The sequence below is a fragment of the Halorubrum sp. FL23 genome (assembly GCF_052439115.2).
Classification (GTDB): Archaea; Halobacteriota; Halobacteria; order Halobacteriales; family Haloferacaceae; genus Halorubrum; species Halorubrum persicum.
On sequence record NZ_JBQVRO020000002.1, the window covers coordinates 297,410 to 322,107 of the forward strand.

28 protein-coding genes are annotated in these 24,698 nt (G+C 69.0%); 15 read left to right on the forward strand and 13 right to left on the reverse strand.

Translation table 11 applies throughout. The features are described from left to right. Positions 1–22: 22 nt before the first annotated feature. The 6 genes from ACT4MF_RS03675 to ACT4MF_RS03700 all read right to left on the reverse strand — a co-directional run bounded on the left by ACT4MF_RS03675 (position 23) and on the right by ACT4MF_RS03700 (position 5,783). The gene (locus tag ACT4MF_RS03675) at positions 23–646 is read right to left on the reverse strand and encodes a MogA/MoaB family molybdenum cofactor biosynthesis protein (protein ID WP_444681776.1); all 624 of its coding nucleotides are present in this window, start codon (positions 644–646) and stop codon (positions 23–25) included. A 78-nt stretch (positions 647–724) separates the two neighbouring features. After that, a complete protein-coding gene (locus tag ACT4MF_RS03680) occupies positions 725–1,141 on the reverse strand; it encodes a DUF7124 domain-containing protein (protein ID WP_099255564.1) in 417 nt (138 codons plus the stop codon). An 85-nt stretch (positions 1,142–1,226) separates the two neighbouring features. Further along, the gene (locus ACT4MF_RS03685) at positions 1,227–1,442 is read right to left on the reverse strand and encodes a DUF7979 domain-containing protein (RefSeq protein ID WP_245851617.1); all 216 of its coding nucleotides are present in this window, start codon (positions 1,440–1,442) and stop codon (positions 1,227–1,229) included. A gap of 57 nt (positions 1,443–1,499) precedes the next feature. Then, on the reverse strand, positions 1,500–3,725 hold the full coding sequence (locus ACT4MF_RS03690) for a PAS domain S-box protein (protein ID WP_444681777.1): 2,226 nt from the start codon (positions 3,723–3,725) through the stop codon (positions 1,500–1,502). Between the two features lie 74 nt (positions 3,726–3,799). Continuing rightward, on the reverse strand, positions 3,800–5,038 hold the full coding sequence (locus tag ACT4MF_RS03695) for an NAD(P)/FAD-dependent oxidoreductase (RefSeq protein WP_444681778.1): 1,239 nt from the start codon (positions 5,036–5,038) through the stop codon (positions 3,800–3,802). Positions 5,039–5,204: 166 nt separating this feature from the next. Further along, a complete protein-coding gene (locus ACT4MF_RS03700; protein ID WP_099255567.1) occupies positions 5,205–5,783 on the reverse strand; it encodes a DUF1684 domain-containing protein in 579 nt (192 codons plus the stop codon). 118 nt (positions 5,784–5,901) lie between these two features. On the opposite strand from ACT4MF_RS03700, the gene ACT4MF_RS03705 reads away from it, so the two are divergent. After that, positions 5,902–6,498, forward strand: a complete 597-nt coding sequence (locus ACT4MF_RS03705; RefSeq protein WP_099255568.1) for a DUF6149 family protein — start codon at positions 5,902–5,904, stop codon at positions 6,496–6,498. Between the two features lie 74 nt (positions 6,499–6,572). After that, positions 6,573–7,613, forward strand: a complete 1,041-nt coding sequence (locus tag ACT4MF_RS03710) for an AI-2E family transporter (RefSeq protein ID WP_099255569.1) — start codon at positions 6,573–6,575, stop codon at positions 7,611–7,613. 70 nt (positions 7,614–7,683) lie between these two features. Here the strand turns inward: ACT4MF_RS03710 and ACT4MF_RS03715 are convergent, their stop codons facing one another. Continuing rightward, positions 7,684–8,277, reverse strand: a complete 594-nt coding sequence (locus tag ACT4MF_RS03715) for a GNAT family N-acetyltransferase (RefSeq protein WP_444681779.1) — start codon at positions 8,275–8,277, stop codon at positions 7,684–7,686. Between the two features lie 83 nt (positions 8,278–8,360). Between ACT4MF_RS03715 and ACT4MF_RS03720 the strand changes: the two genes are divergently transcribed. Both ACT4MF_RS03720 and ACT4MF_RS03725 read left to right on the forward strand, forming a co-directional pair. Then, positions 8,361–8,936 carry a class I SAM-dependent methyltransferase gene (locus ACT4MF_RS03720; RefSeq protein WP_099255571.1) on the forward strand — a complete coding sequence of 192 codons (576 nt, stop codon included), beginning with the start codon at positions 8,361–8,363 and terminating at the stop codon, positions 8,934–8,936. 153 nt (positions 8,937–9,089) lie between these two features. Next, complete coding sequence (locus ACT4MF_RS03725; RefSeq protein WP_444681780.1) at positions 9,090–10,097, forward strand: sulfurtransferase; 1,008 nt, start codon at positions 9,090–9,092, stop codon at positions 10,095–10,097. Positions 10,098–10,140: 43 nt separating this feature from the next. On the opposite strand, the gene ACT4MF_RS03730 is transcribed toward ACT4MF_RS03725, so the two are convergent. Then, positions 10,141–11,547 (reverse strand): ATP-binding protein, encoded by a 1,407-nt coding sequence (locus ACT4MF_RS03730; RefSeq protein ID WP_099255572.1) that lies wholly within the window; start codon positions 11,545–11,547, stop codon positions 10,141–10,143. A 205-nt stretch (positions 11,548–11,752) separates the two neighbouring features. Between ACT4MF_RS03730 and ACT4MF_RS03735 the strand changes: the two genes are divergently transcribed. The 3 genes from ACT4MF_RS03735 (at position 11,753) to ACT4MF_RS03745 (ending at position 13,798) form a co-directional block, all read left to right on the forward strand. Then, complete coding sequence (locus ACT4MF_RS03735; protein ID WP_444681781.1) at positions 11,753–12,349, forward strand: NUDIX hydrolase; 597 nt, start codon at positions 11,753–11,755, stop codon at positions 12,347–12,349. Positions 12,350–12,460: 111 nt separating this feature from the next. Further along, complete coding sequence (locus ACT4MF_RS03740; RefSeq protein WP_444681782.1) at positions 12,461–13,216, forward strand: DUF2064 domain-containing protein; 756 nt, start codon at positions 12,461–12,463, stop codon at positions 13,214–13,216. A 111-nt stretch (positions 13,217–13,327) separates the two neighbouring features. Then, complete coding sequence (locus ACT4MF_RS03745) at positions 13,328–13,798, forward strand: DUF5812 family protein (protein WP_099255575.1); 471 nt, start codon at positions 13,328–13,330, stop codon at positions 13,796–13,798. An 18-nt stretch (positions 13,799–13,816) separates the two neighbouring features. Here ACT4MF_RS03745 and ACT4MF_RS03750 read toward each other — a convergent pair whose 3' ends face one another. Then, positions 13,817–14,164 carry a DUF7968 family protein gene (locus ACT4MF_RS03750; protein WP_099255576.1) on the reverse strand — a complete coding sequence of 116 codons (348 nt, stop codon included), beginning with the start codon at positions 14,162–14,164 and terminating at the stop codon, positions 13,817–13,819. A gap of 212 nt (positions 14,165–14,376) precedes the next feature. Here ACT4MF_RS03750 and secF point away from each other — a divergent pair, with 212 nt between their 5' ends. From secF to ACT4MF_RS03765, 3 genes are all read left to right on the forward strand, one after another. Continuing rightward, positions 14,377–15,258: a protein translocase subunit SecF gene (secF, locus tag ACT4MF_RS03755; protein WP_099255577.1), complete on the forward strand. Its 882-nt coding sequence runs from the start codon at positions 14,377–14,379 to the stop codon at positions 15,256–15,258. After that, complete coding sequence (locus ACT4MF_RS03760) at positions 15,258–16,847, forward strand: preprotein translocase subunit SecD (protein ID WP_099255578.1); 1,590 nt, start codon at positions 15,258–15,260, stop codon at positions 16,845–16,847. Before secF ends, ACT4MF_RS03760 begins: the two co-directional genes overlap by 1 nt. 243 nt (positions 16,848–17,090) lie before the next feature. Further along, entirely contained in the window at positions 17,091–17,822 is a 732-nt protein-coding gene (locus ACT4MF_RS03765) for a TMEM165/GDT1 family protein (protein ID WP_444681783.1), read from the forward strand. A gap of 17 nt (positions 17,823–17,839) precedes the next feature. Here ACT4MF_RS03765 and rnhB read toward each other — a convergent pair whose 3' ends face one another. From rnhB to ACT4MF_RS03780, 3 genes are all read right to left on the reverse strand, one after another. After that, positions 17,840–18,538: a ribonuclease HII gene (gene rnhB / locus ACT4MF_RS03770; RefSeq protein ID WP_444681784.1), complete on the reverse strand. Its 699-nt coding sequence runs from the start codon at positions 18,536–18,538 to the stop codon at positions 17,840–17,842. 70 nt (positions 18,539–18,608) lie between these two features. Beyond that, positions 18,609–18,980, reverse strand: a complete 372-nt coding sequence (locus ACT4MF_RS03775) for a 30S ribosomal protein S8e (protein WP_099255581.1) — start codon at positions 18,978–18,980, stop codon at positions 18,609–18,611. A 111-nt stretch (positions 18,981–19,091) separates the two neighbouring features. Beyond that, positions 19,092–20,726 carry a potassium channel family protein gene (locus tag ACT4MF_RS03780; RefSeq protein WP_444681785.1) on the reverse strand — a complete coding sequence of 545 codons (1,635 nt, stop codon included), beginning with the start codon at positions 20,724–20,726 and terminating at the stop codon, positions 19,092–19,094. 100 nt (positions 20,727–20,826) lie between these two features. On the opposite strand from ACT4MF_RS03780, the gene ACT4MF_RS03785 reads away from it, so the two are divergent. The 5 genes from ACT4MF_RS03785 to ACT4MF_RS03805 all read left to right on the forward strand — a co-directional run bounded on the left by ACT4MF_RS03785 (position 20,827) and on the right by ACT4MF_RS03805 (position 23,552). Beyond that, positions 20,827–21,210, forward strand: coding sequence for an ArsR/SmtB family transcription factor (locus ACT4MF_RS03785; protein WP_099255583.1), 384 nt, complete (start codon positions 20,827–20,829; stop codon positions 21,208–21,210). Further along, entirely contained in the window at positions 21,207–21,485 is a 279-nt protein-coding gene (locus ACT4MF_RS03790; RefSeq protein ID WP_444681786.1) for a DUF7521 family protein, read from the forward strand. The genes ACT4MF_RS03785 and ACT4MF_RS03790 overlap by 4 nt, the downstream gene beginning before the upstream one ends. Before the next feature lie 93 nt (positions 21,486–21,578). Then, positions 21,579–22,280, forward strand: a complete 702-nt coding sequence (locus tag ACT4MF_RS03795; RefSeq protein ID WP_099255585.1) for a helix-turn-helix domain-containing protein — start codon at positions 21,579–21,581, stop codon at positions 22,278–22,280. 107 nt (positions 22,281–22,387) lie between these two features. Further along, positions 22,388–22,933, forward strand: coding sequence for a DUF1684 domain-containing protein (locus tag ACT4MF_RS03800; protein ID WP_444681787.1), 546 nt, complete (start codon positions 22,388–22,390; stop codon positions 22,931–22,933). Between the two features lie 88 nt (positions 22,934–23,021). Beyond that, on the forward strand, positions 23,022–23,552 hold the full coding sequence (locus tag ACT4MF_RS03805) for a DUF7979 domain-containing protein (protein ID WP_444681788.1): 531 nt from the start codon (positions 23,022–23,024) through the stop codon (positions 23,550–23,552). Between the two features lie 33 nt (positions 23,553–23,585). On the opposite strand, the gene ACT4MF_RS03810 is transcribed toward ACT4MF_RS03805, so the two are convergent. Continuing rightward, a complete protein-coding gene (locus ACT4MF_RS03810; protein WP_099255588.1) occupies positions 23,586–24,623 on the reverse strand; it encodes a succinylglutamate desuccinylase/aspartoacylase family protein in 1,038 nt (345 codons plus the stop codon). Between the last annotated feature and the right edge of the window lie 75 nt (positions 24,624–24,698).

Genomic DNA, 24,698 nt, shown 5'->3' on the forward strand with positions numbered 1-24,698 from the left:
GCAACCTTCCCGATCTCCGCCGCTACTCGGTGTCTGCAGTCTCCCCGTCGTCGCCCTCCGTATCCCCATCCTCCTCCACGCCCCGCCCGGCGAGTCCGACGAGGTGCTCGATCTCGAGGAGAATCACTTCATCGGCGCCGAGCCGGACCGCGTTCTCCGATCCGGGCAGACAGAAGACGGGGGTGGCGGAGACGACGCCGGCGATCGCCCGCGAGCCGATCGTGCGCGTCCCGACCTCCTCGTACGAAAGCCGTCGGAACAGTTCGCCGAAGCCGGGCAGCGTCTTCGCGAAGAGCCCTTTCACGGCCTCCGGGGTCACGTCGTCCGGCGTCACTCCGGTCCCGCCGGTGGTCACGACCGCGTCGGTGTCCTTCCGCCGTGCCAACCTGTCGACGGCCCCCTGCACGCTGTCGTACTCGTCTGGGACGAGCTCGCGGACGGCGATCTCGTGGCCGGCCTCCTCGAACGCGGAGACGAGGTACTCGCCGGAGGGGTCGTCGTCCAACGACCGAGAAGAAGACACCGTGACGAGCGCGATCGAGACGGTGTCGGCGTCGTGGTGGTGGTGACCGTGATCGTGCGCATCGTCTCCCTCGCCGTGGTCGTGCGCGTCGTCTCCTTCGCCGTGATCGTGCGCGTCGCTCATGGCACCACGTATCCCGTCGACGGTGAAAACACCTCTCCGACGTGACGGCCGATCGACCCGCAGCCGGCGGACCGCCGTTCAGGGCCAGTCGTCGCGCGACGTGTCGGGGGCGGGCTCCGACTCGTCCTCCCCGCTGGCGAGGATCCAGCCCGCGGCGTCGGCCGCGTCCTCGACGTGGAGGAACTCCCAGCCGGTCGCCTCGGCGAGGGCCTCGTCCTCCTCGTCGACGCCGACGAACACGTGCCGGTCCGTGTCGAACTGCTGGGCGATGTTCTCCAGGCTCTCCTCGACGCCGCGCGGCCCCGAAAAGAAGTCCTGGCGCACGCGGTGTTTGCGGGTGAAGTTCGTGACGACGTAGGTCGGCTTCTCGCTGACCACGCCGACGTACTCCGTCCACTGCCGGGCGTTGTTGAACACGTCATTGGGGTCCGCGAGGGCCTTCAACGCCTCCAGCTCGAACGCCAGCGTCATGTCGGTAGATCCGCCACTGTCCATGGATCGGTGTTCTCGCGGCGGGCGAAAACAACTTCGCTTCCCGGGCCGTCACCGTCGGCCCCACGCGAGGCCGACAGCCGACGACTCAGCGGGCGCGGACCTCGTAGTAGTCGGTGAACTTCACCACGTCGCCGTCGTCGAGGTCGTCAACCTCCGGCGCCGTCTGTGGCCGCCCCGCGAGCTCGCGGACGGTGACCTGCGTCTCCTCGTCGAGTTCGTCGTAGTGGCGGACCCGCGCGTCGGACGGGACCATTCCGGTGCGCCGCAGGCGGATACACCTGTTCGTCTCTCGAAGTGGCATGTGGTACCATATGACACTATTTATCATAAACGTTGTGGGGCGTCCACCGGGCGAGCCCTATCGGGGCGCTCGCGGCAGCGTGAGCGTGACGACGGTCCCGCGGGGGTCGGCGTCGCGGGCGGTCGCCGACCCGCCCGACCGCTGGACGACCCAGTAGACGAGCCACAGACCGAGTCCGCTCCCGTGGTACAGCGCTTCCACGGCCTGCCCGGTCTCGAGCACGTCCCGGTCCATGTCCGTCAGCCCGGGGCCGTCGTCGGCGATGCGGACCTCGACCGCCCCCGGCTTCGCTTCCACCGCGACGTCGACGACCGGTCGCTTTCGGTCGTGGTGTTCGATCGCGTTCCGGATCAGCTCGCCCAACGCGCGGTCGATCCACGTCGTCACCGAGGCGATCGACGGGTCGTCCGGGACGGAGATCGACACTTCGGCCGCGGGGAACTCCGTCTCGACAACCGACCCGAGCTGTTCGACGACGCGACCGACATCGACCGGCTCCCGCTCGGCCGCGTCGCCGAGGATCTCGGTGATGTGGTGGGACTTCTCGCTCGTCGAGAGGAGCGCGTTGGCCCGGTTAACGATATCCGAGGCGGCACCAGAGACGTCGACGGCGGCCTCCGCGCCGGAGCCAGTCTCCGGCGCGTCGAGCTCCGCAACCTGCTCCGCCCGGCCGCGGATCACCGTCAGCGCGTTCCGGATGTTGTGCTGGAGGACCCGGTCGACGACGCGGAGCTGGCGCGCCCGGCTCTCGCTGTCGGTCACGTCTCGGAGGACGCCGACGACACCGGCGACTCCGTCGTCGTCCTCGGCGGGGTTCACGAGGGCGTAGTACCGAACGTCGAGCGTCCGCTTCCCGCGGTTCGGGTGGACTCGCGTCGTTCGGTACTCGACGTTCCGCCCCTCGAGGGTCTGGTCAATATAGCGCTCCACGTCGGCGTACTGCTCGCCGTCCACGACGTCCTCGAAGGCCAGTTCGGCAATCTCCTCGTCGACGCCGATGTCGTGGTAGGCGCGGTACTGCTGATTCGCAAAGAGGAACTGCCCCTCGCGATCGACGGCCGCGATGAGATCCGTCGCCCCCTCGACCGCGCGCTCGTACTGCTCCAGCTCGGCCTCGCGCGCCTTTATCTCGGTCACGTCGCGACAGACGGCGAACGTTCCCGAGAGCTCGCCGTCGCCGTCGTAGTAGGGGTACCGCTGCGTGCTGAACGTCGGATCTCGGTCGCTCTGCGGGAAGTCCGGAGAGACCTCGTACTCGGCGACGGACTCCGTTTCGATCACCGACTGGCGGTGCGCTTCGATCTCGGCGGCCGTCTCGTCGTCCATGAACCCGAACTCGTCGGTCCCGTAGAGCGCTTCCCGGCGCTTCCCCGCGAGCTCGCAGACCGCCTCGTTGCACAGCTCGAACCCCCCGTCGAGGTCCTGTAGCAAAACCGGGTCGTCGAGCTGTTCGACGATGTCACGGTACTGCTTCAACCGCCCCATCGCCGCCTTGCGGTCGCTGATGTCGATCTGTATCGCGACGAACCGCGAGACCGTCCCCTGCTCGTCCGTCACGGGCGCGATCGTCTGGTGGGCGTGGTAGCGGCTCCCGTCCTTCCGCTGGTCGACGATCTCCTCTTCCCACACGTCGCCGGCCATGAGCGTCGACCACAGCGACTCGTAGTACTCGTCCGACATCTCACCGGATTTGAGTATCGCCGGCGTCTCCCCGACCACGTCGGCGGGTTCGTAGCCGGTGTGTTCGGTGAACGCCGGGTTGACGTACTGGATCGTGCCGCTCGTATCTGTCACGTAGACGGCGTGGCCGGCGTGTTCGATGAGGTTACGGAACGTCTTCCGCTCGCGCTCGGACGCCGACTCGACACCGTCGCGGAACACGCCGGTGTACACGGTCGAGCCCGCCGACTGGTCGGCCGCGCGAGCGTGGTCGAGCCCCTCGTGTTCGTGAAACGTCGCCGAGAACGTCGTCGTTCCGCCGTCCGCGCGCGCCACCGGGACGGCGACGTGGCCGGCGCCACCGAGGCCGTCGGGAGATTCGAACCGTCCGCGGAGCCAGTGCGTCCCCTCGTCCGAGGTGTCGTCGTCGATCAGCGACGCGAGGCGGCGACCGCGGAGATCGTCGGGAGCGTATCCGATTGCTGACTCGGTCGCCGGGTTCGCGTAGACGATCCGACCCCCGTCGTCGATCGAGAGGACCGGATCAGAACACCCCTGAACGAACGACCGGAAGAATCCGTCTCCCGGCGTCGGCGGGCTATTGGTAGAGGCTCCACGGGACATCTAACAGAACGAAAGAGACACAGCCGGGAAAGGCTGCTGGACGACGGACGCCCACCGCGACGCCGCGACTGGGGTTACTGCTCGGTCGGCGCGGCCAGGTCGTCGACGGAGAAGCCGGGCTCCATCAGGACATCCGTCTGGTCGCTCACGTCGCGACCCTCGCGCATGAGCTGTTTGAACGCGGACTGCGGCGAGAGGTCGCCGATGAGCACGCCGCCGACGACCTTGCCGTCCTTCAGCGCGACGCGGCGCCACTCGCCCTCCGCCGTGGTCGCCTCGACGGAGTCGTCGCCGAGCGTCGGGTGGCCGAACGAGAGGAACGGGAAGTCGAAGTGGGTGATCGAGTACGAGGAGACCCACTCGAACTCCTCGCACCCGTAGTCGATCATGTTGCGGGCGGCGATCGTCCCCTGCTCCTTGGCCGACCCCCACGAGCCGTTTTTCGCCCGCTCGCCGAGGATCAGGTCGTTGAACGTGGTGATATCCCCCGCGGCGAACACGTTGTCGACGTTGGTGCGCATGAACTCGTCGACGACGATGCCGTCATCGGTCTTCAGCGGCGTGTCCTGAACGAGCTCGGTGTTGAAGTCGAGTCCGATGGCGACGCCGGCGAAGTCGCACTCGTAGCGCTCGCCGTTCGGGTCGACCGCGGCCGTGACGTGGCCGTCGTCGTCGACTTCGAAGTGGTCGACGCCGGAGCCGAAGACGGGCTCGACGCCGCGCTCGCGCATCGCGTCGTGCATGATCTCCGCGCCCTCCTCGGAGAGGGCGTAGCGCCACCAGTTGTCACCGCGCATCAGGTACTTGGCCTCGACGTCCTGCGCGCCGCAGATCGCCGCGAAGTCGATGCCCAAGAGCCCGGCGCCGACGATGACCGCCTGTTCGGCGTCCTCGACGCTCTCTTTGATCCGCCGGGCGTCTTGGAACGTCCAGAAGTGGTGGATCCCGTCGGCGTCGGCGTTTTCGACCGGGAGCTGCTGGGGTGTGCCCCCGATCGCCACCAGCAGGGAGTCGTACTCGAACGTCTCGCCCTCGTGAGTGTGGACCGCGTCGTTCTCGACGTCGATGTCGACGACGACCGTGTTGAGCCGGAGGTCGACGTCGTGGTCGTCGTACCACGATTCCTGGTGGATCGAGATCGGGGCTTCGGGGAGTTTCCCCTTCGCGTACTCCTTGATCAGGATCCGGTTGTAGAGGGACTCACCCTCGTCCGTGAGAACCGTGATCTCGGCGTCGGGGGCTTCCTCGCGGAGCGTCTCGGCCGCGGACGCGCCCGCGATACCATCACCGATGATCACGTACGAATCGCTCATACGCGGGCGTTCGGATTCATGGTTAATGTGGGTTGTCATCCGCGGCTGGAACCGTGCTAAGCCCCCGCAAAGCGCTCCCGACGGGGCGATAGACGATCCCTCGGCGCGAACTCGCACGGCGCAGACCGGTCTGACTCGGGGACGTTCGGCACCGCGCCGGACCGCGTCAACGGTCGGCGCCCGCGGGCTCGGCGGGGAACGCCTTCTCGCCCGCTTCGATCGCAACGTCCAGCCAGTTCTCCGCGGGGATGAGCGGGCACTCGTACGCGTGGTTGTAGGCGCACGTCGGGTTGTACGCGACGTTGAAATCGACCACCCACTCGCCGTCGACGCGGTCCCGACCGGGTTCTAAGTCCATGTATCGACCCGCGCCGTACGTCTCCTCGCCGTTGGTCTCATCGCGGAAGGGGACCCAGAAGCGGTCGGCGCCGTCGGCCGGGCGGTACGCCTGCACGACGACGGGTTCGCCGTCAACGTCGAGGCGGAACTCCCCCCAGCGCCGGTACGTCTGCTCGCCGTCGGCGGTCGTTTCGACGGTGACCGTCTCCTTCTCGTCGTGTTCGTGAAGGGGAGCGACGAACCGGTACGCGGGGTCCGGGTCGAAGTATTCGAGCCCGGGGAAGGCGTCTCCGCGCATCGAAACCGGGAGCGGCGACCGCCCCGAGTCGCGGAACTGCTCGATCTTCGCCTGCCGCTCCGCCTCGATCTGTGCGGCCCAGTCCTCCTCGGGAGTCATTTCGTTCATACACTATATTGTGTGTTTCGTGCAATAACGCTTTCGTCGGGGGCGAGCAGCGGCGCCGGGAGGCCGAGACGCGGTCGCGTCGCCACAGATTCAAGGTCGTCGCCCCCCAACGAGCGTTATGAAGATCCGGCAGAACATCCGTCACTGGGCCGCCAAGAAGGCGCTGACGACGCCGGTCGTCGGGGACGTGGCGAACGACAAGCTCGTCGATCTCCACACGAGCATCTTCCTCAACAAGGCCGACGAGGACCGCCGCGAGGAGCGGCGCGCTCACCTCGACAGCTTCTTCGACGCGACGATGGACACCTACGTCGCCGCCTTGGAGGCGGGCTTTCCGGAGGCGGAGGCCCGCGAGATCACCCACGTCCAGGCCAACTTCGACTTCTTCAACCACGGCTGGACGGAGATGATGGAGATCCCCGGCGACGAGCTGGAAGAGCACTACCGGCGCTACGAGTCCTTCTTCACCGACCACGGGATCACGATCGACGACCCGCTCGGCGAGTTCGTCCCCGAGGCGGGCGTCGTCGACGCCCCCGAAACGCCCGAGAAGCTGGAGACGCCGGAGTACGAGAACGCGCTCGCCGGCTTCGCCGACGACGTGTACGTCGAGACCGACGACGGGGAGACGGTCGTCGGCGGCGAGACCGAGGAGCCCGACGAGGTCGATCCGTCCGCCGCGCCCGGGCTCGACGAGGACGAAGCGAGCGCCTGACCGGCGCCGACGGCCCCACTGCCGACGCGACCGACCCCGCCCACGTTTATACGTTACCGGCGTGAGTGGCTGACATGAACCGCGGGCAATCGTTTCTCCTCCTCCTCATCGGATCGGTCACAGTCCTGACGATCTTCATCATCAGCCCCTTCATCGAGTACGTCATCGCCTCCGCGATCCTCGCGTACGTCCTCTACCCGTTCCACGCGCGCCTCTCGCGGCGGTTCCGAACGGTGCTCGCCGGTCGGGTTCGCGAGTCGATGTCACACCGGCTGGGGAACATGCTGTCCGCGCTGTTTCTGATTCTCTCGTCGATCGTCGCCGTCATCCTGCCGCTCGCGTACATCTCGTGGGTGTTCGTCCGCGATCTCACGGCGATCGCGCGGGGGAACACCGGCATCGACGTCGCGGCCATCGAGACGGAGCTCGCGGCGCTCACGGGCGAGCAGATCGAGGTCGGCGAGATGCTCGCGACGGCCGGACAGGTGCTCGCGAACACGCTGTTCGGCGGGGTGGGTGGGATCGTCACCACCGCGATCCGCGCGTCGGTCGGGCTCTCGCTGGCGGTGTTCCTGGTCTACTACACCCTCCTCGACGGGCCGGCGTTCATCGGGTGGCTCCGCCAGACGAGCCCGCTCCCGTCGAACGTCACGTCTGACCTCGTCGACCGCGTCGACGCGATGACCCGCGGGGTCGTGATCGGCCACATCGTCGTGGCGCTGCTGCAGGCGCTGGTCGCGGGGCTCGGGCTCTGGGCGGCCGGGATCCCGAACGTCGTCTTCTGGACCTTCGTGATGGCGGTGTTGGCGTTGGTGCCGCTGGTCGGAGCGTTCTTCGTCTGGGGGCCGGCGGCGGCGTACCTCGTCGCGATCGACGAGGTGGCCGCCGGGGCGTTGCTCGCGGTGTACGGGGTCCTCGTCATCGCGATGGTGGACAACTACGCGCGCCCGATCGTTATCGACCAGCAGGCCCACCTCAACCCGGCCGTGATACTCCTCGGCGTGTTCGGCGGGATCTACTCCGTCGGCTTCACCGGGCTGTTCGTCGGACCCATCGTCATCGGGGTGCTCGCGGCCACGCTGGAGACGTTCCGAGAGGATTACGACGTGATTTAGCGGCGGGGTCGGTTTGACCCCTCGCGCGCCCCCCGTGCCGTCAACCGTGCCCACCGCTGCCGCGGGGCGCTCAGAGCCGCGACGCGATGAACTCCCGTTCCACCGGGTCGAGGTCGCGGTCGCCGTCGCGGAAGGCGCGCAGGCCCGCCCGGTACCGCTCATCGCCCACGTCGCTTCCCGGCGCCGGCTCGGCGGCCGGGCGCTCCAGCTCCAGCTCGGCGATCCCGGTCCGCTCGCCCGTGTACGCGAAGCCGCACTTTGAGAGCGCCGCGTAGGCGAACGGGTTGTTGACCGCGATCCGCACCCGGTCGTACCCGTCGGTCGCGAGCCGCGAGACGGTTCGGTCGATCAGTCGCGGCCCGAGCCCCTCGCCGCGGCGCGCGACGTGGACGGTGACGTACCGGAGCCGACAGCAGTCGGGGTCGGTCCGGTCCGGCGAGAAGGAGACCGCCGCGGCCACGTCCTCGTCGAACTCGTCCGCGTCGACGGTCGGCGGGAGGGGCTCCTCCGGCACCCAGTCCGGCACCGCCGGCGAGCCGTCGGCGGTCCGCAGCACCGCCTTTCCCGGGGCGCCGACGACGAACTTGCCGGCGTAGGCGAACGTCCGGTAGTCGAGTCGCAGCGTCACCCCCGCGTCCGGGCCGCCGAGGAACGCGTACTCCATGCCGACCGATACGGCCCGCTCCGATAAATGAACGCGGGGTCGGGACGACCGCCTTTTAGTTGGCTCCGCCGTCGATCACCGTCATGTACGGTCTCGGCGACGTTCGCTTCTTCGACCGGATCGCCCCGCTGTACGACCGCGTCATGCCGCCGGCCGACGGCGAGGCGCTGGCGGCGGGGCTCGCGCACGCGACGCGGCCGATCGACAGGCTGATCGACGTCGGCGGCGGCTCCGGGCGCGCCGCGGCCGCGCTGACCGGCCCCGAGATCACCGTCGTCGACGCCTCGCTCGCGATGCTGGCGCGCGCTCGCGAACACCGCGACCGCTCGGTCGTCGCCGGGGACGCGGGGCGGCTTCCGCTCCGCGACGGGTCGGTCGACGCCGCGACGGTCGTCGACGCGTTCCACCACCTGCCCGACCAGACGGCCGCGATCGACGAGGTCGCTCGCGTGCTCGCGCCCGGCGGCGCGCTCGTCATCCGGGAGTTCGACCCGACACACCCGCTGGGGCGGGTCCTCGCCGCGAGCGAGCGCGCGATCGGGATGGAGTCGCGGTTCCGGGCGCCGGACGAGCTCGCCGCGGCGCTCGTCGACGCCGGATTCGACCCGCGGATCGTCGACCGCGGGTTCGGCTACACGGTCGTCGGCGTCCGGGAGTGAGCCGGTCGGTCGGAACCGCCCGTCGCCGCGAAGCTCTCGGCCCTCGCAAGTGTGTCCGGTGACGGGGACGCCGGCCCGGTCCTCGTCGGAGCCGACGGTAACACGGGCCTTGACTAACAGGGTTATCGGGGTCACAGCGCAAGCGACGAGCGAATGGACGACAGATCCACGCGGACCTCCAGACGATCGGTGTTGGCTTCGGCAGGCGCGGCGCTCGCGGCGACGGCCGGCTGTCTCGGGTCGACTGACGGCGACGGCGAACGGCCCGCGGCGTACACGACGCCCGCCGCGGCCGAGTTCGACGGCGTCGTCGACAGTCAGTGGCTCGAGTCGAACCTCGACGACGTGCACCTGCTCGACGCCCGCGACGAGGAGGCGTTCAGCGAGAGTCGGATCCCCGGCGCGTACCACTTCCCGGACTCCGAGATGCTGGACAGCTACGCCGAGGAGACCCCCGACGGATTCGAGGTCTCGCCGGAGGCGATCGCGTGGACGCTCTCGGAGGCGGGGATCGAGCGCGGCGACGACGTCGTGGTGTACGGCGCGGAGTCGAACCTCTGGGAGACGTACGCCATCTACACCCTCAACGCGCTCGGCCACGAGGGGCAGGTGAGTCTGCTCGACGGCGGGTTCACCGTCTGGGACGCCGCCGGCGGCGAGACCGTCTCGGACGCGCCCGAGGCGCAGGAAGCCACCTACGAGCCCGACCTCGACACGAGCGTGGTGGCGACGCGGGAGTTCGTCGCTGGCAACGTCGACGAGGACGGCGCCGCGATTCCGATCCTCGACATGCGCTCGCCCGAGGAGTACTGGGGCGTCGACGAGCGGGGCGATCTCGACCGGTTCGGCCACGTCACCGGTGCGACCAACCTCAACTTCGTCCAGAGCATCGACGGCGAGGCGGGGCGGCTCCGCTCGCCAGAAGAGCTGGAGACGCTGTGGATCGACGACGCCGGTATCTCGCCCGACGAGACGGCGGTCGCCTACTGTCAGACCGCGATCCGCGCGTCGGTCGGCTGGTTCGTCCTCGATCAGCTCGGCTGGGAGGACGTGCGCAACTACGAGGGGAGCTGGGCCGACTGGGGGACGCTCTCCGAGGCCGACGGCTACTACTACACCACCGGCGAGGAGACGGGAACGGTCGTCGACACGTTCGCGTAAGGCGGCGTCCCGCGTGCGGCGCGGCGTCCCGATCGGTCGCGTCTCAGTCGTGCGAGTGGCTGTGCGCGCCGTGGTCGTGGGCGGCGTCGTCGGCCCCTTCGTCGTGCGTGTGGTCCTGCCCCTCCGGGTCCGTCTCGCCGAGCACCTCCGCGCCCTCGCCGTCGATCATGTCCATGTTCTTCAGGTTGTCGCGCTCCTCGAAGTCCTCGACGGCCTCCATCACGTCCTCCTGCGTGATCGTCATCCGGTCTTCCGTGAGCGCACCGAGGACGGCCTCCCGGAGCACCATCCGGAGGTCAGACCCAGTGAGACCGCTGGTGCGGTCGGCGACCTCGTCGGGGTCGAAGTCGGCGATCTGCATCTCGCGGGTGACGACGCGGAGGATGTCCGCGCGCATGTCGCGATCGGGTTTGGGGAAGTTGACGATCTCGTCGAAGCGGCGCCACGCCGCCGCGTCGAGCTGGTCCGGGTGGTTCGTGGCGCCGATGAGGAGGACCTCGTCGCGCACGAGCGACACCTCGTCGATCGATTTGAGGAGGGTGTTGACCGCGCGCTTCAGGGCGGCGTGCTCGTCGGAGCGCCGGGTTTTCGCCACCGAGTCGAACTCGTCGATGAAGAGGATACACGGCGAGAGCCGCTTGGCGACCTCGAACGTCTTCTCGACGTTCTTCGCCGTCTCGCCGAGGTACTGACTCGTGATCATCGACATCTTCACCTCGACGAGGGGAATGCCGAGCTCGTGGGCGAGCGCCCGCGAGACGGTGGTCTTTCCGGTCCCCGGCGGACCGACGAACAGCAGTTTCCCGATCTCGCGGAGCCCGATGCTCGCGAGGTACTCGCGGTGTTCGATCGCCTTCACGATCTTCTGGATCTCGCCCTCCTGATCGCCGGTGAGCACGAGGTCGGCGAGCGTCGTCTCGATCTCCTCGGGGGCCTGCACGTTGACGAGGTCGAGCATCTCGCCGTCCTCGTCCTCGTCGAAGTACTCCTCGAGGAGGGCGTCGATCCAGACTCGGTCGGCCTGAATCGGGCGGACGTTGTCGCGCGCGGCCTCGTGGGTCACGGGGGCGTCGAGGTCCTCCGCGAGCTCGAGCGCGGCGACGATCGTCGGATTCTGGGCGATCCGATCGTCGTCGGCGTGGTCGCGGTACCACTCCAGCGCCATCGCGGGCTGGGTCAGCGAGATCTCTCCGGAGAACTCCGTCCGTTGGGTGAAGAGTAAGTCGGAGACGGCATCCCACGGGTGATCGACACCCGTCGCGGTGCGTGTTGTCTCGCTCGTCGCCTTGAGCGGCCGCTCGACGCCGCCCGGTGCGTCGTCAGCGGCGTCGTCGGACCAGAACACCTGCCGGAAGCGCGGCGGCAGGTCGTTCTCGTCGAGGTCGCGGTTCTCGGTGTAGAGGTGCGTCGTCAACACGAACTCGACGACGTCGAGCGCCGGGTCACTCATCCGCGCGACGTAGCCGCGGGAGGCGGTTAAGCGCGTCGGACCGCGGCCGCGAACGGGGCGAACGAAGGGGATACCACATCGGCGCGCGGACAGGTCAGCCGACCGACCCGCGACCAGTCCGCCGACTGGCTCACCGACCCCTGTGCCAACGGACCTCGAACGCCGTATCGAACGCTTATTAGCCCTGGTGATCGACCTACTTCGCATGAGCTCCGAGGACGCGGCCGACGCCGGCGGTTCTGCCGGTCAGGTCGGCACCGACACGGACCACGAGAACGCGCTCCAAGACGTGATCGCCGTCGATCCCGAAGACGCCGAACGGGGGACGGTGAACCGCCTCGACGCGCACACGGGTGACGGGATCCGCCACCGGGCGTTCACCTGTCTCGTGTACGACACCGACGGCCGGATCCTGCTGGCCCAGCGCGCACCGACCAAGCGGCTGTGGGACGGCCACTGGGACGGAACGGTCGCCTCCCACCCAGTCGAAGGGCAGTCGCAGGAGGACGCGACCGAACAGCGCCTCGAAGAGGAGCTGGGGATCTCTCCGGACCAGTACGGCGACCTCCGAGTGACGGACAAGTTCGAGTACAAGCGCTACTACCCCAACGAGGGCGTCGAGTGGGAGGTCTGCTCGGTGCTGAAAGTGACCCTCGACGACACCTCGCTCGACCCCGACGAGGAGGAGATCGGCGGCATGCTGTGGGCCGACTACGAACACCTCCACGAGAATCCGGCGCTGTACCGGCAGCTCCGGCTGTGCCCGTGGTTCGAGATCGCGATGCGGCGCGACTTCGCCTGAGCGTCGTCCGACCGACTCCCGTGCGGGCCGCCTCCGAATCGGGCGGTCAGTCCCCGCCACGGTCGCGACAAAGCGGCGACTTGAAGGCGCGCGGGCGATTCCGATCCGCATATGACCGTCGTCGCCGTGCTTGCGAAGCCGCCCCGCGAGGGGCTCGTCGCGACCGGAATCGCGGAGTCGACACCGCTGTCGACCGCCGAGGCCGCCGACCTGTACGAGGCGCTGTTCCGCGACGCCGTCCTCGCGGTCGATCGCTCTGGCGGCGAACTCCTCGTGAACTATCCGGTCGACGAGGACCTCCCGGCCGAGCACCGTACCGACACGAGCCCCGAGGCCGAACTGCGCACCCTCGTCGCCGACACCCTCGGCGGCACCGAGGACGCCCGGTTCGAGCGGCAGGTCGGCTCGTCGTTCGGCGCGCGCGCGGGCAACACCGTCACCCACCTGCTGCGCGAGGAGAACGCCGACTCGGTCGCGATCGTCACCCCGCAGGCGCCGCTGCTCTCGCGGACCGTGATCGATTCGGCCGCGATGAAGCTCCGGACGAACGAGGTCGTGCTCGGTCCCTCCACCCGCGGGCGCACCTACTACGCCGGCTTCACCGCGCCGATCGACTTCGACGGCGCGTTCGAGGAGCCGAGCCTCCCGACGCTGGCGGCCCGCGGCGCCGACGCCGACCTCGACGTGGAGTTCCTGGAGTCGTCCCCCTCGATGACCGACGGCGACGACCTCCTCGACGCGGTTCCCCTCCTCCGCGCCCGCTTCGCCGCCGAGCGCGTCGTCCCCGACTACACCGCCGCGTTCGTTCACGAACACGGGCTGGACGTGGTCGTCGAAGGCGGAGACGCACGGATCGTCCGGGACTGACTCCCGCCCGCCTGCACTGACGCGCCGGAACAGAACCCGGATCGACGCGCCTCGAAACCCCCAGCAGCGCGCCTCGAAACCCCGAAAAGGCTCGGCCACCTACGTCCGGTAATGACCGACGAGAAGGAGAGCACGTTCCTCGTCACGCACGTCGAGAGCGACTCCGCGGTGCTCAAAGACGTTCACGACGGGCAGGTGCACACGCTGAGCTCGAACCCCGGGCTCGCGGTCGACGACGCCGTTGAGGCGACCGTCGCCCCCGATCCGCCGATGGAAGTCACGTATCAGGTCGTCGAGGTCGCCGAGCGGCGGTCCCTCTCGATCGAGGAGAGCGACGAGCCGCCGACCGTCCACGAGCGCGAACTCGCCGCCGAAACGGCGACCGGCGATCTCGCCCGCGAGGAGCGCGCGGGCGTCGGCGAGGTCCACGTGCTGACGCCCCCCGAAGCGGACACCACGGACGCCGTCGCGGACGTGATCGACGACCGGGAGGCGACGCTCTCGCGGGCGGCTCGGCTGGGCGTGAACCGCGTCGAGATCCGGTCGGAGCCGGGCGTGGTCAGCGTGCGATACATGCCGTAGCCCCCGCGGAGAATCGGATTACTCCTGCTCGGGGGCCGAACACGACGGCCCCGACGCGCTCTGGACGCGCCAGCCGCCGTCGACGTCACCGGGCCGCGTCTCGTAGTCGACCGCCGTCGCGTCGCCCACGAGCGCGGCGTCGACCGCGTCGCCGTCGGCCTCGATCCGCTCGACGCGGAACGGTACGTCGAGGCTGTCGCCGCAACAGCCGACGTCGACGAACTCCTCGCGGACGTCTCCGACGGCGACGCGGTCGAGGACTCTGGCGAAGTAGCTCCGGTATCGGTCCGCCTCGACCTGATCGCGTCCCCAGTCGCTGAGCCCCTCCGGGTACGAGAGGACGACGCGGGTGGCAGTCTGGTCCATGTTTCACAATACGGCGCCCACCGGCTAATCCGTTGCGGCGCGAGACCCCGTCTCGGAGGGCAGCGGGGCGAGCGCCGTCCGTTCTCCTCGCGGGTGGGGGAGAGAACGGAGCACGTGGCGAGATACTGGAGTAGCCGAGCGGCGAGATACTGAACGACGAGAGGAAGCAGTGAGTAAGAAGGCTTATTCGCGCCCGCGCAGGAAGCGGGTTTATGGTAGCGATCGAGGTACCGGAGGTCAACTACACCGAGTACACGAACCGGCAACTCGTGGCGATCCCACTCGCGGTCCTCGTCCTCGCGCTCGCGATCATCGGCGGGTGGTATCTGGTCACGGGTGCGCCGGCGAATCTCGGGTTGGAGTTCACTGGCGGCGTGGAACTCCGGATCGCCGACGACGGTAGCAACGTGGAACAGCAGATCGAGACGGCGTTCGATCGTGAACCCGACTCGGTCAGGTCGATCCCCGCGGACAGCGTGTACGTGGTGACGTTCCGGGCGGCCGACGAGGACCCGGGCGGATTGGCCGAAGACCTGTCGACGCAGGCGGACGAGGCCGGGCTGACTACGACCGCGATCGATCAGGTGTCGCCCAGCTTCGCGTCCGACACGGCCCGGACCGCGATCTTCGGCGTCGCCCTCGCCTTCCTCGGGATGAGCGTGCTCGTGTTCGCGCTGTTCCGGACCTTCGTCCCGTCGCTCGCGGTCGTCGCGTCGGCGTTCTCCGACCTGGCGGTCCCCGTCGCGGTGATGAACCTCCTCGGGATCAAGATGACGCTCGGGACGATCGCGGCGCTTCTGATGATCATCGGGTACAGCGTCGACTCCGACATCCTGTTGAACAACTCGGTGCTGCGCCAGACCGGCGAGTTCTACGAGTCGGTGAGCCGCGCGATGCGGACCGGTGTCACGATGACGCTCACGTCGATGGCGGCGATGATCGTGATGGCGATCGTCGCGGCGCTGTTCGGCGTCGACCTCCTCCGGAACATCGGCATCATCCTCTCCGTCGGGCTCTGTGCCGACCTGATGAACACGTACCTGCTGAACGTCTCACTGCTTCGCTGGTACAAGTTCGAGGGGGTGAAACGCTGATGCTCGAACCCATCAAGAACAACTGGCGGATCCTGCTGTTGGTCGTCGTCGTGCTCGGCGCGACGGTGGCGCTGTTCGCGCCGCAGTTCGGTCCCCAGACCCCGCCCGGCGGGAACGTCTCCGAGGCCCAACAGGGCGTCACGAACCTCCAGTACGGGCTCGATCTGGCCGGCGGGACGCGGGTCCGCGCCCCCCTCGTCGGCTACACCGCCACCGAGGTCGACTTCGGCGGCGATCAGGCGCCGGATGTGGCGGAGGCGGTCGCGGCGGAGCTGAGCGACACGTCCACGGTGGAGGTCACCGCGGTCCCTGAAGAGAACGCCGTCGAGGTGACCGATACCTCGGTGACCGAGTCGGAGTTCCGGTCGGCGATGGACGCGTCGGGATACGCCTACGATGACGTCCGGTCCGGCGTGACCCAAGAGACCCGAGACGTCGCCGAGCGCATCATCCAGGACAAGATCGATCAGACCGGCCTCTCTGGCGGGACGGTCCAGCAGGTGCAGTCGCTCACCGGCGAGTACTTCATCCTCGTCGAGGTTCCCGGGGAGGACCGCAGCAGCGTGATCGATCTCCTCGAAGACCGGGGGACGGTCGCGATCGATATCGCGTATCCGGGCGGCAACGGGACCGAGATCCAGGAGAACGTGCTGACCCAAGACGACTTCGAGGATCTGGGGTCCGCCGCGCAGGCCGAGCGCGGAACCGGGGCGTACGTGCCGGTGACGGTTCAAAACACTGCGCCGGAGGGCGAGCAGTCGCCCGCCCACAGCTTCCAGCAGGCGGTCGCCGATCGCGGGTTCGCCTCGGCGTACAACGGTCCGGGAGACCAGTGCGACTACAGCGAGAATCCGGACGACGTGAGCAATCCGTGCCTCCTGCTCACCGTCGACGGCGAGGTCGTCAACTCCTTCGGGATGGACCCCGACCTCGCGGACAGCATGGCGAGCGGCACGTGGGCCACGGACGGCGGCTTCCGGCTCACGACCGGCGAGTTCAGCGAGGCCGAGCGGATCTCGATCAACCTGCGCGCCGGCGCGCTCCCGGCCGAACTCGACATCAGCGGGCAGGGGACCTCGCGGTCCATCTCGGCGACCCAGGGAGAGAACTACAAGACCTACTCGCTCGTGACCGGGATCCTCGCGGTGTTCGCGGTCGCCGGCATGGTGTTCCTGCGCTACCGCGAGCCCGCGGTTGCCCTGCCGATGATCGTCACGGCGCTCGCCGAGGTGTACGCGCTGCTCGGCTTCGCCGCGCTGTTGAGCTATCCGCTCGAACTGGCCGTGATCGCCGGCTTCATCGCGGTCGTCGGGACGGGCGTCGACGACCTCGTGATCATCGCCGACGAGGTGATGAGCGAGGGCGAGGTGAACTCCAAGAAGGTGTTTAACTCCCGGTTCCGCCGCGCCTTCTGGGTCATCGGCGCCGCCGCAGCGACGACGATCATCGCGATGTCGCCGCTGATGGTGCTGTCGCTCGGTGACCTCTCCGGGTTCGCGATCTTCACCATCCTCGGCGTCCTGATCGGCGTGCTGATCACCCGCCCCGCGTACGGCGACATCCTCCGTCGCCTACTGACGGTCCGGTGAGCGCCGTCTGCTGACGATCGAGAGAGGGAGGCGCGGGCGGTGCGCCGTGCCGCGTTCCGCGCCGCAAAAGTCTGGAAGTCGACAAACTATTAATTTAGACCACTCTAAATCCCCCGTGACGATCGACGACCGCCTCGGCTCGACCGGCTCGCGCGCCCTGCAAGCGGGAACGCCAGCCACCGCGTGGGAGGGTGTGCGCGGACAGCTACCCGTGAGCGCCGGGGACGCGGGGGGCGAGTCCACATGACCGCCTACACGGAGATTCTGATCGTCGCGTTCGTCGCCCAGCTCGCGGTGCTCCCGGGCGAGAAGGTCCAGTTCATGATCGCCGCGCTGTCGACGCGGTACGACCCGAAGGTGGTCGTCGCCGCCGCTGGATCGGCGTTCGCCGGCTGGACCGCGGTGGAGATCGCCTTCGGCCAGGCCCTGCAGTCGGCGTTGCCGGGGATCGTGCTCGACACCGTCACCGCGACGCTGTTCTTCGTCTTCGCGTATCTGCTGTACCGGTCGATGCCGGACCGGGAGCCGAGCCGGATCGGCGACACCGGCGACGCGGACGCCGCCGAGCCGGAGCCGAACGACGCGACGCTCGACGCGCTGGAGTCGGTGACGCTTCCGGGACCGCTCGACCGCTACGCCGGCTCGTTTGGAGGGTTCCTCCCGATCTTCGTGCTCATGGCGACCGGCGAGTTCGGTGACAAGACCCAGCTGGTGACGATCGGACTGGCCGTCCAGTACGGCGCGACCTCCGCCATCTGGCTCGGCGAGATGCTGGCTATCGTCCCGATCAGTCTCGCGAACGCGTACTTCTTTCACACCTTCGCACACCGGTTCAACATGCGGCGCGCCCACCTCGGATCCGCGGCGCTGTTCGCCTTCTTCGGCGCGGACACCGTGCTCTCCATCGTCGCCGGCTTCTCGGTCTGGGAGACGTTTATCGGGGCCGTGAGCGCGGCGGCGGCCGGGCTGATGTAGGCGACTGAGAGCCCGGACTAAAACTCGTCCAACCCGGACTGCTCGGCGGCCGCCAACACGTCGTCGCAGGTCGCCCACGACCGCCGCGCGCAGTCGGGGACGTCGCCGTGGTCGGCGACGTACGCGCGGAGGAACTCCCGCGTCGTCGGATCGCTCGGATAGCCGCTGCCGACCCCGTCGTACGCGGGGTAGTCGGCGTCGATCGCCGCCATTCGCTCGTCGCGGGCCACCTTCGCGACGACGCTCGCGGCGCCGACGACCGGATCCGTCTCGTCAGCGCCGTGGGCGGCGGACACGGCTACGTCGGGGGGGTCGCCGCCGTCGAAGTCCGAGTCGGCGATGAACGCCCCGAGCCGCCGGGCGAACCGGGCCTCGCTGGTGTCGCCCGCGTCAGCGACGACCCGGATCGGGTCGCCGAGGTCGGCGGGAAGCCCGCCGTCGAGCGCGTCTCGGACCGCCAGCGCCTGCCCGCGCACCGTGAGCGTGTTCATGTCCGTGTCCGGGCGGTCGATCTCGGCGGGCTCGACGAACGCGACGCCGACGGCGACGGCGTCGGCCGCTCGGATCGCGTCGTCCATCGACTCGCGACGCGACGGGGCGATCCGCTTCGAGTCGTCCGCGTCGGCCGGGAGGTCCGCCGGGTCAGCGAGCACCGCCGCTGCGACCATCGGTCCGAGCACGGGGCCCTTGCCGGCCTCGTCGACGCCGAGATACACGCGTCGCTGGTCGTCTCGAACGGGTAAATAGGTTCAGAAAGCGGTCGCCGGCGAGCGAGTCGAACGCCGTTCAGTCGAGAAGAACCGCGTTGACCTGACCGGTCTGGCCGGGACGGGAGGTGACGCGCGCGCGGCCCGCGGACGTCTCGATGATGGCGCCCTTGGTGATGATGTTCCGGCGGGCGTAGTTGACGTTCGAGGGGTTGTCGACGACGTTCTCGATCTCGGCCTCGCTGACCTCGCTGCCGTCGGCGACCTGCGCGACGTTGGTCGCGAGCGCGCGAACCTTCTTGTCGGTGCCGCGGGAGTCGATGTACTGGACCCGCGTCTCACCGAGGATCGTCTCGGCCGGTTCGCGACCGAGCTGGTGGCGCTTCTTGTTCGAGGCGTGCTTGAGTCGACCGCCCGTCCGCTTGCGCGTGGAGCGTCCCTGGTCTTTCATACAGGGACGAACACCCAGCGAATACTTGAAGCGTTCGACTCGTGTCGGCATCGACGACCCCAATACCGGCGGCGTGAGGGGGCGTCCCGCCCGCCACGCCGCCGTGGAGGCTCACGCGAACCGGCGCTCGAACTCCCGGATCCCCTCGTCGGTGCCGACGACGACGAGCTCGTCGTCGTCGCCGATCCGCGTGTCGGGACCGATCTCGGTGACGGTCTCGTCGTCGCGCTCGATCGCGAGGACGGTACAGCCGGTGGCCTCGCGGACGTTCGCCCGCGCGATCGTCTTCCCGGCCAGCCGCGGCACGCGGCTTCTGATGACCTCGATCTGCTGGTTGAGCGAGAGCACGTCGTGGTCCTCGATGACGGTCGAAGCCGACAGCCGCCCGGTGACGGTCGCCAGCGAGAGCACGTAGTCGGCGCCCGCCCGGTGCATCTTCCGGACGCTCGCGGGCTCCTCGACGCGGGCGAGCACCTGCATGTTCGGCGCCAGATCCCGGACCACGAGCGTCGTGAACTCGGTCGTCGTGTCGTCCGGCAGCGCGAGGACGACCGTTTGCGCCGTCTCGACCCCGGCGGCCCGCAGCGTCTCCGGCTCGGTGGCGTCGCCGACCACGTCGACGCCCTCGGCGTCCTCGCGGTCGACGACCGTGACGGGCAGGTCGGCGTCCGCGATCGTCTCGGAGACGGTTCGGCCGACCTGGCCGTAACCGATGACCACGGTCTCGCCCGCGCCGAACCGCCGCGTGGCTGAGTTCGTCAGCTCGACGAGCCGCTCCAACTGGTCCGAGGGGCCGGAGACGAGCAGGACCGTCCCGGCCGATAGCGTCGCGTCCGGCGGCGGGGCGGCGTCGAACTCCCCGTTGAACCACACGCCGATCACGTTGACGCCGGCGCGCTCGCGGATCCGGCTGTCGGCGAGCGTCGAACCGGCGAGCGGACTGCCGTGCGGCACCGACACCTCCGCGAGTCGGAGGGTGTCGCTGATCTCGATCGCCTCGCCGAGGTCCGTTTGGAACGCCGTCGTCACCTTCGCCGCGAGGCTCTCGCCGAGCAGCGACCGCGGCGAGAGCACCTCGTCCGCGCCCGCGAGCCGGTGGTACCGCTCGCGCTCCGGGTCCTCCACGACGCTGATGACGCGCACCGCCGGCGAGAGCTCCTTCGCGGCGAGCACGATACTCGCGTCCACCTGATCGGAGACGTCCGTCACCAGCGCCCGCGCGTCGGGCAGGTTCGCGGCCGCCAACCCCACCGTCGACTCCGGATCCGCGCGGATCACCCGTCGTCCGGCCTCGTGGAGCCGCACCGACCGGTCGGGGTCAGGTTCGACGATCACGTAGGGGATCGATCGGGAGTCGAACTCCTCGAGGAGCGCCGCAGACCGCGAGGAGTTCGAACAGACGACGACGTGGCCCGACAGGTCGTCGTCCAGCGACGAGGGAACGGTGGTCGAGAACGCCTCCTCTAACAGCGGCGTCACCACGACCGGCAGCGCGCCGATCAGGAGCACCATGCCCACGAGGTCCATCACCGCGATGAACGCGTTCAGCTGCTGGCTCTCCCAGGGCGAGTCCCCGCCGAAGCCGGTCGTCGTGAACATCTCGACCGAGAAGCGCAGCGCCTCGATCATCGTGCGCGGGTCCCCCTCGTACACCCGCATGCCGTAGCGGTAGATGACGGCGGTGAAGATCAGCACGAAGAGGACGAAGGTGAAGTATCCGCCGACGCGGCGCTTCCACGAGTCCATCGAACCACGGTACGCAACCCACCCACTAAAACGGGCCGCGTTTCGCGGCGCCGCGGACGGAAGTTCGATGCTTTAAGTCTCGGCGGTCGAAGGGAGAGGTATGGTGCGGGACCCGTCGCGCGAGAAGGATCCGCCGTCGGTAGCCGACGTGCTGGACGCGCTCGCTGACGACGACGCACGGCGGATCGTCGCTGCGCTCTCCGAGCCCAAGACGGCGAGTGACATCTCGGAGGAGTGCGACATCCCCCTGTCGACGACCTACCGAAAGCTGGAACTGCTCACCGAGGCGTCCCTGCTGGCGGAGTCGACGGACATCCGCCGCGACGGGCAACACACGACCCGCTACTCGGTCTCGTTCGAGACGGTGACCGTCTCCATCGACGAGGCGGACGACCGCGAGTTCGATGTCGAGTTCACGCGCCCGGAGCGCACGCGAGACGAACGACTGGCCGACCTGTGGTCAGAGCTACGCGAGGAAACATGAATACGTACATCAACCTGTTCATCATCGTCGCAAAGACCGCCATCCTGGTGCTCGGTGGCAGCATCACCTACTACGCGCTCCGGGCGTACGGCCGGACCGGCAATCCCTCGCTGCGCGCGCTCGCGATCGGGTTCGGAATCGTCACCGTCGGCGCGCTGATCGGCGGCGTCTCCCACCAGATCATCGGATCGACGCTGGCTGTCGGGATCGCGATCAACAGCCTGCTGACGGCGGTCGGCTTCGGCGTCGTCGTCTACTCGCTGATCGTCAAGTGAGCCGGGCGGCGGCTCCGCGCCCCGGTCGCTATCGACGTTCGACGAACCCCGCTTTCGGTACCCTTTTGCGGCGCTCGGTCGTCGGTTCGCGTCATGAGCGACGCACGCGAAGAACTCTCTCGCCGGATCGCGGGCGAGATCGCGCTCAGCGACGACCCCGGAGCGACCCTCCGGAAGTGGCGGACCGACTTCGACGTCTCGCAGACGGAGCTGGCCGACCAGCTCGACGTCTCCTCGTCGGTCGTCTCGGACTACGAGAGCGGGCGCCGCGAGAGTCCGGGAATCGGCGTCGTCCGGCGGACCGTCGAGGGGCTCTTGGACATCGACGAGCGGCGCGGCGGCGGACGGCTCCGTCAGTACGCGCGGGTGCTCTCCGCCGGGTTCGAGAGCGACATTGTCCACGATCTCCGGGAGTACTCGACGGCCGTCCCCTTGGCGGAGTTCTACGAGGCGATGGGGGCGACGGAGATCGTCCGCGGCGAGCAGGACCACGTCAACGGCCACACCGTCATCAACTCGATCGAGGCGATCACCCGCCTGTCGAGCGAGGAGTTCTACCGGCTGTACGGCCAGTCGACGAACCGCGCGCTCGTGTTCACCCGCGTCACGCGCGGCGAGTCGCCGCTGGTCGCGCTGCGGGTCGTGAGCCCGACGCCGAACGCCGTCGTGCTCCACGGGATCGAGGACGGCGACCTGTGGGACCACGCCGCCGATCTCGCCCGGGTCGACGGGTTCTCGCTGGCGACCTCGACCCGCGACTTAGACGACTGCCTGGCGGATCTGCAGGCGCTGTGAGGCGGTCACACCGGGCGATCCCTTCCCGGTAGACGTTCGCTCCCTCTCCGGTCGACGCTCGCCACCGGACCGCGACCCTGAAACCCCCGGCGTCCCTCTCCGCGGGTATGAGCGACGACTACGCCGAGCGGCTCCGCGCGAACCGCCGCGAGAAAGACGAGTTCTTCGGCGACCACCCCCAGTCGCCGATCCCGCCCGAGCACCGCGACGACTTCGAGGGACTCGACTACTTCGAGCCGAACCCCGACTACCGAGTCGAGGCGACGGTCACCGTCCACGACGACCCCGAGCCCGTCGAGATGGAGACCACCGCGAGCAACCCGGTGCGGTACCTCCGGATCGTCACCTTCGCGTTCGAAGTCAGAGGCGAGGAGCACACCCTCGCGGGGTACCGTCAGGAGGGCGACGAGGGCGCCATCTTCGTCCCCTTCCGCGACAAGACGACCGGCCAGCAGACGTACCACAACGGGCGGTACATGGAGCTGGAGCCGGAGGGCGACCTCACCGACGGCGACACGGTGACGGTCGACTTCAACCTCGCGTACAACCCCTTCTGCGCGTACAGCGAGACGTTCTCCTGCCCGCTCCCGCCGGAGGAGAACTGGCTGGAGATCGTCGTGCCCGCGGGCGAGAAGGCGCCCGACATCGAGTAGTCGAGGGCGGCGTCGCCGCGCCGCGGACCGGCAGCCGGGACGCACCGCGCGCGGAAAGCCTCAAACCCTCCCCCGCTGAACCCCGCACATGCGCGCCCGGCTCGCCGCCGCCGGCCTCGTCGCCGTCGGCGTCCTCCTGATGGCGAACCCGCTGTACCTCCCCGTGCCGATCGGCGACCCCGACCCCGCGTACACCCACACCGTCCGCCCGGTCGAGAGCGGGTCGCCCGTGGCGGGGATCGAGACGCCGGACGTGGGGAACGGGACCGCCGCCGGCGTCGTCGACTACGACGACCTCGACCCCGCGGCCCGGGCGGCGTTCGACCGCGCGCTCGACGCTGAGACCGGATTCGGCGTCGAGGACCCGGACGACCGCGTCGACTCGCTGTCGTATCCCACCGATCCGACGCTCGGTGACGGCCTCCTCGTGGTCGAGTACGAGGGCGCACGCTACGAGTTCTGGACGCGGACCGTCGAGCGCGAGCCCGGCGCCGTCGTCGCCCAGCGGATCGCGGTCCAGCCGGTCGCGTTCCTCGCCGGCTTCGTCGCCGTGCTCGCCGCGGCCGCACTCGGGGTTCGGGGACGCTCGGAGGGGACGGGAGAACGGAGACGGCGCTAGCTACCTCCCATCGATCCGGGCGATCTACCGGCCTCAGTCCGCCGCGTTCGGCTGTCCGACCGGTTTCGGAGCGTCGCCGGTCTCGATCGCGCGACGCGTCGACTCGTCGATCTCGACGAGGTGACACAGCGGGTTTCCGGGGTAGACGACGGGATTCTCCAGCAGTCCGATCAACAGGCCGGTGAACGGCGCGTCGATCGCGACCGCGTCCTCCTTGAACGGGTTGGTGATCGTCGCGATCCGCTCGCCCTCGTGGACGAGCGAGCCGCTCTCGAAGTGCGTGTCCACGATCCCGCCGGAGTCGGCGCGGAGCCACGTCTTCTCGCCGGTGCCGGCGACGATCGTCCGCCAGCCGGGCCACCGCACCGTGTCGGTTTCCAGGAGGCCGTACTCGGCGAACACCGAGCGCACGCCCGCGAGCGCGTCGTCGATGAGCGGGCGCTGGAACCGGTGGGCCTCCCCCATCTCGATCGTGATCGTCGGGATCCCGGCGTCGGTCGCCTCGCCGCGGAGGGTGCCGCTCGGGCCGTCGCTGTCGATGATCACCTTCGAGCCGAAGGACAGCGCGAGCCGGTGGACGCCGTCGTCGGTCATGTCGCCGCGGACGTGGAGCATGTTCGTCCGACCGCGGGTGGAGGTGTGGAAGTCGAGCCCGAAATCGCAGGGCGCGATGAAGTTCTCGTATATCTGGTGGGCCATCCGCTTCGAGCTGGTCGATCCGGCTTTTCCGGGGAACGACCGGTTCAGGTCGCGGTCGTAGACGGGGAGGTACCGCTGCTGGGCGATGAATCCCGGCACGTTGAGCACGGGGAGACAGACGAGCGTGCCCGCGAGCTCCGACAGGTCCCAGTCGTGGGCGACCTCGCGGACGACCTCGATACCGTTGAGCTCGTCGCCGTGGGCGGCCGCCGTGAGGAACGCGGTGGGGCCGTCGCGCTCGCCGTTGACGATGGTGACGGGGATCCGGACCGGGTCGCCGAGGTACGTCTCGCTGATGCCGTAGCGGATGTTCTGTGTCTCGCCCGGCGACACCGCGCCGCCGTTGTACGTGAACATCCGATCGTCGCTCATGCCAGAGCGGAGCACGGCGGCAGGTATATATATGGCGACCCGCGGATTCGGTCCCCCGAGCCGCCCCCGTCGACG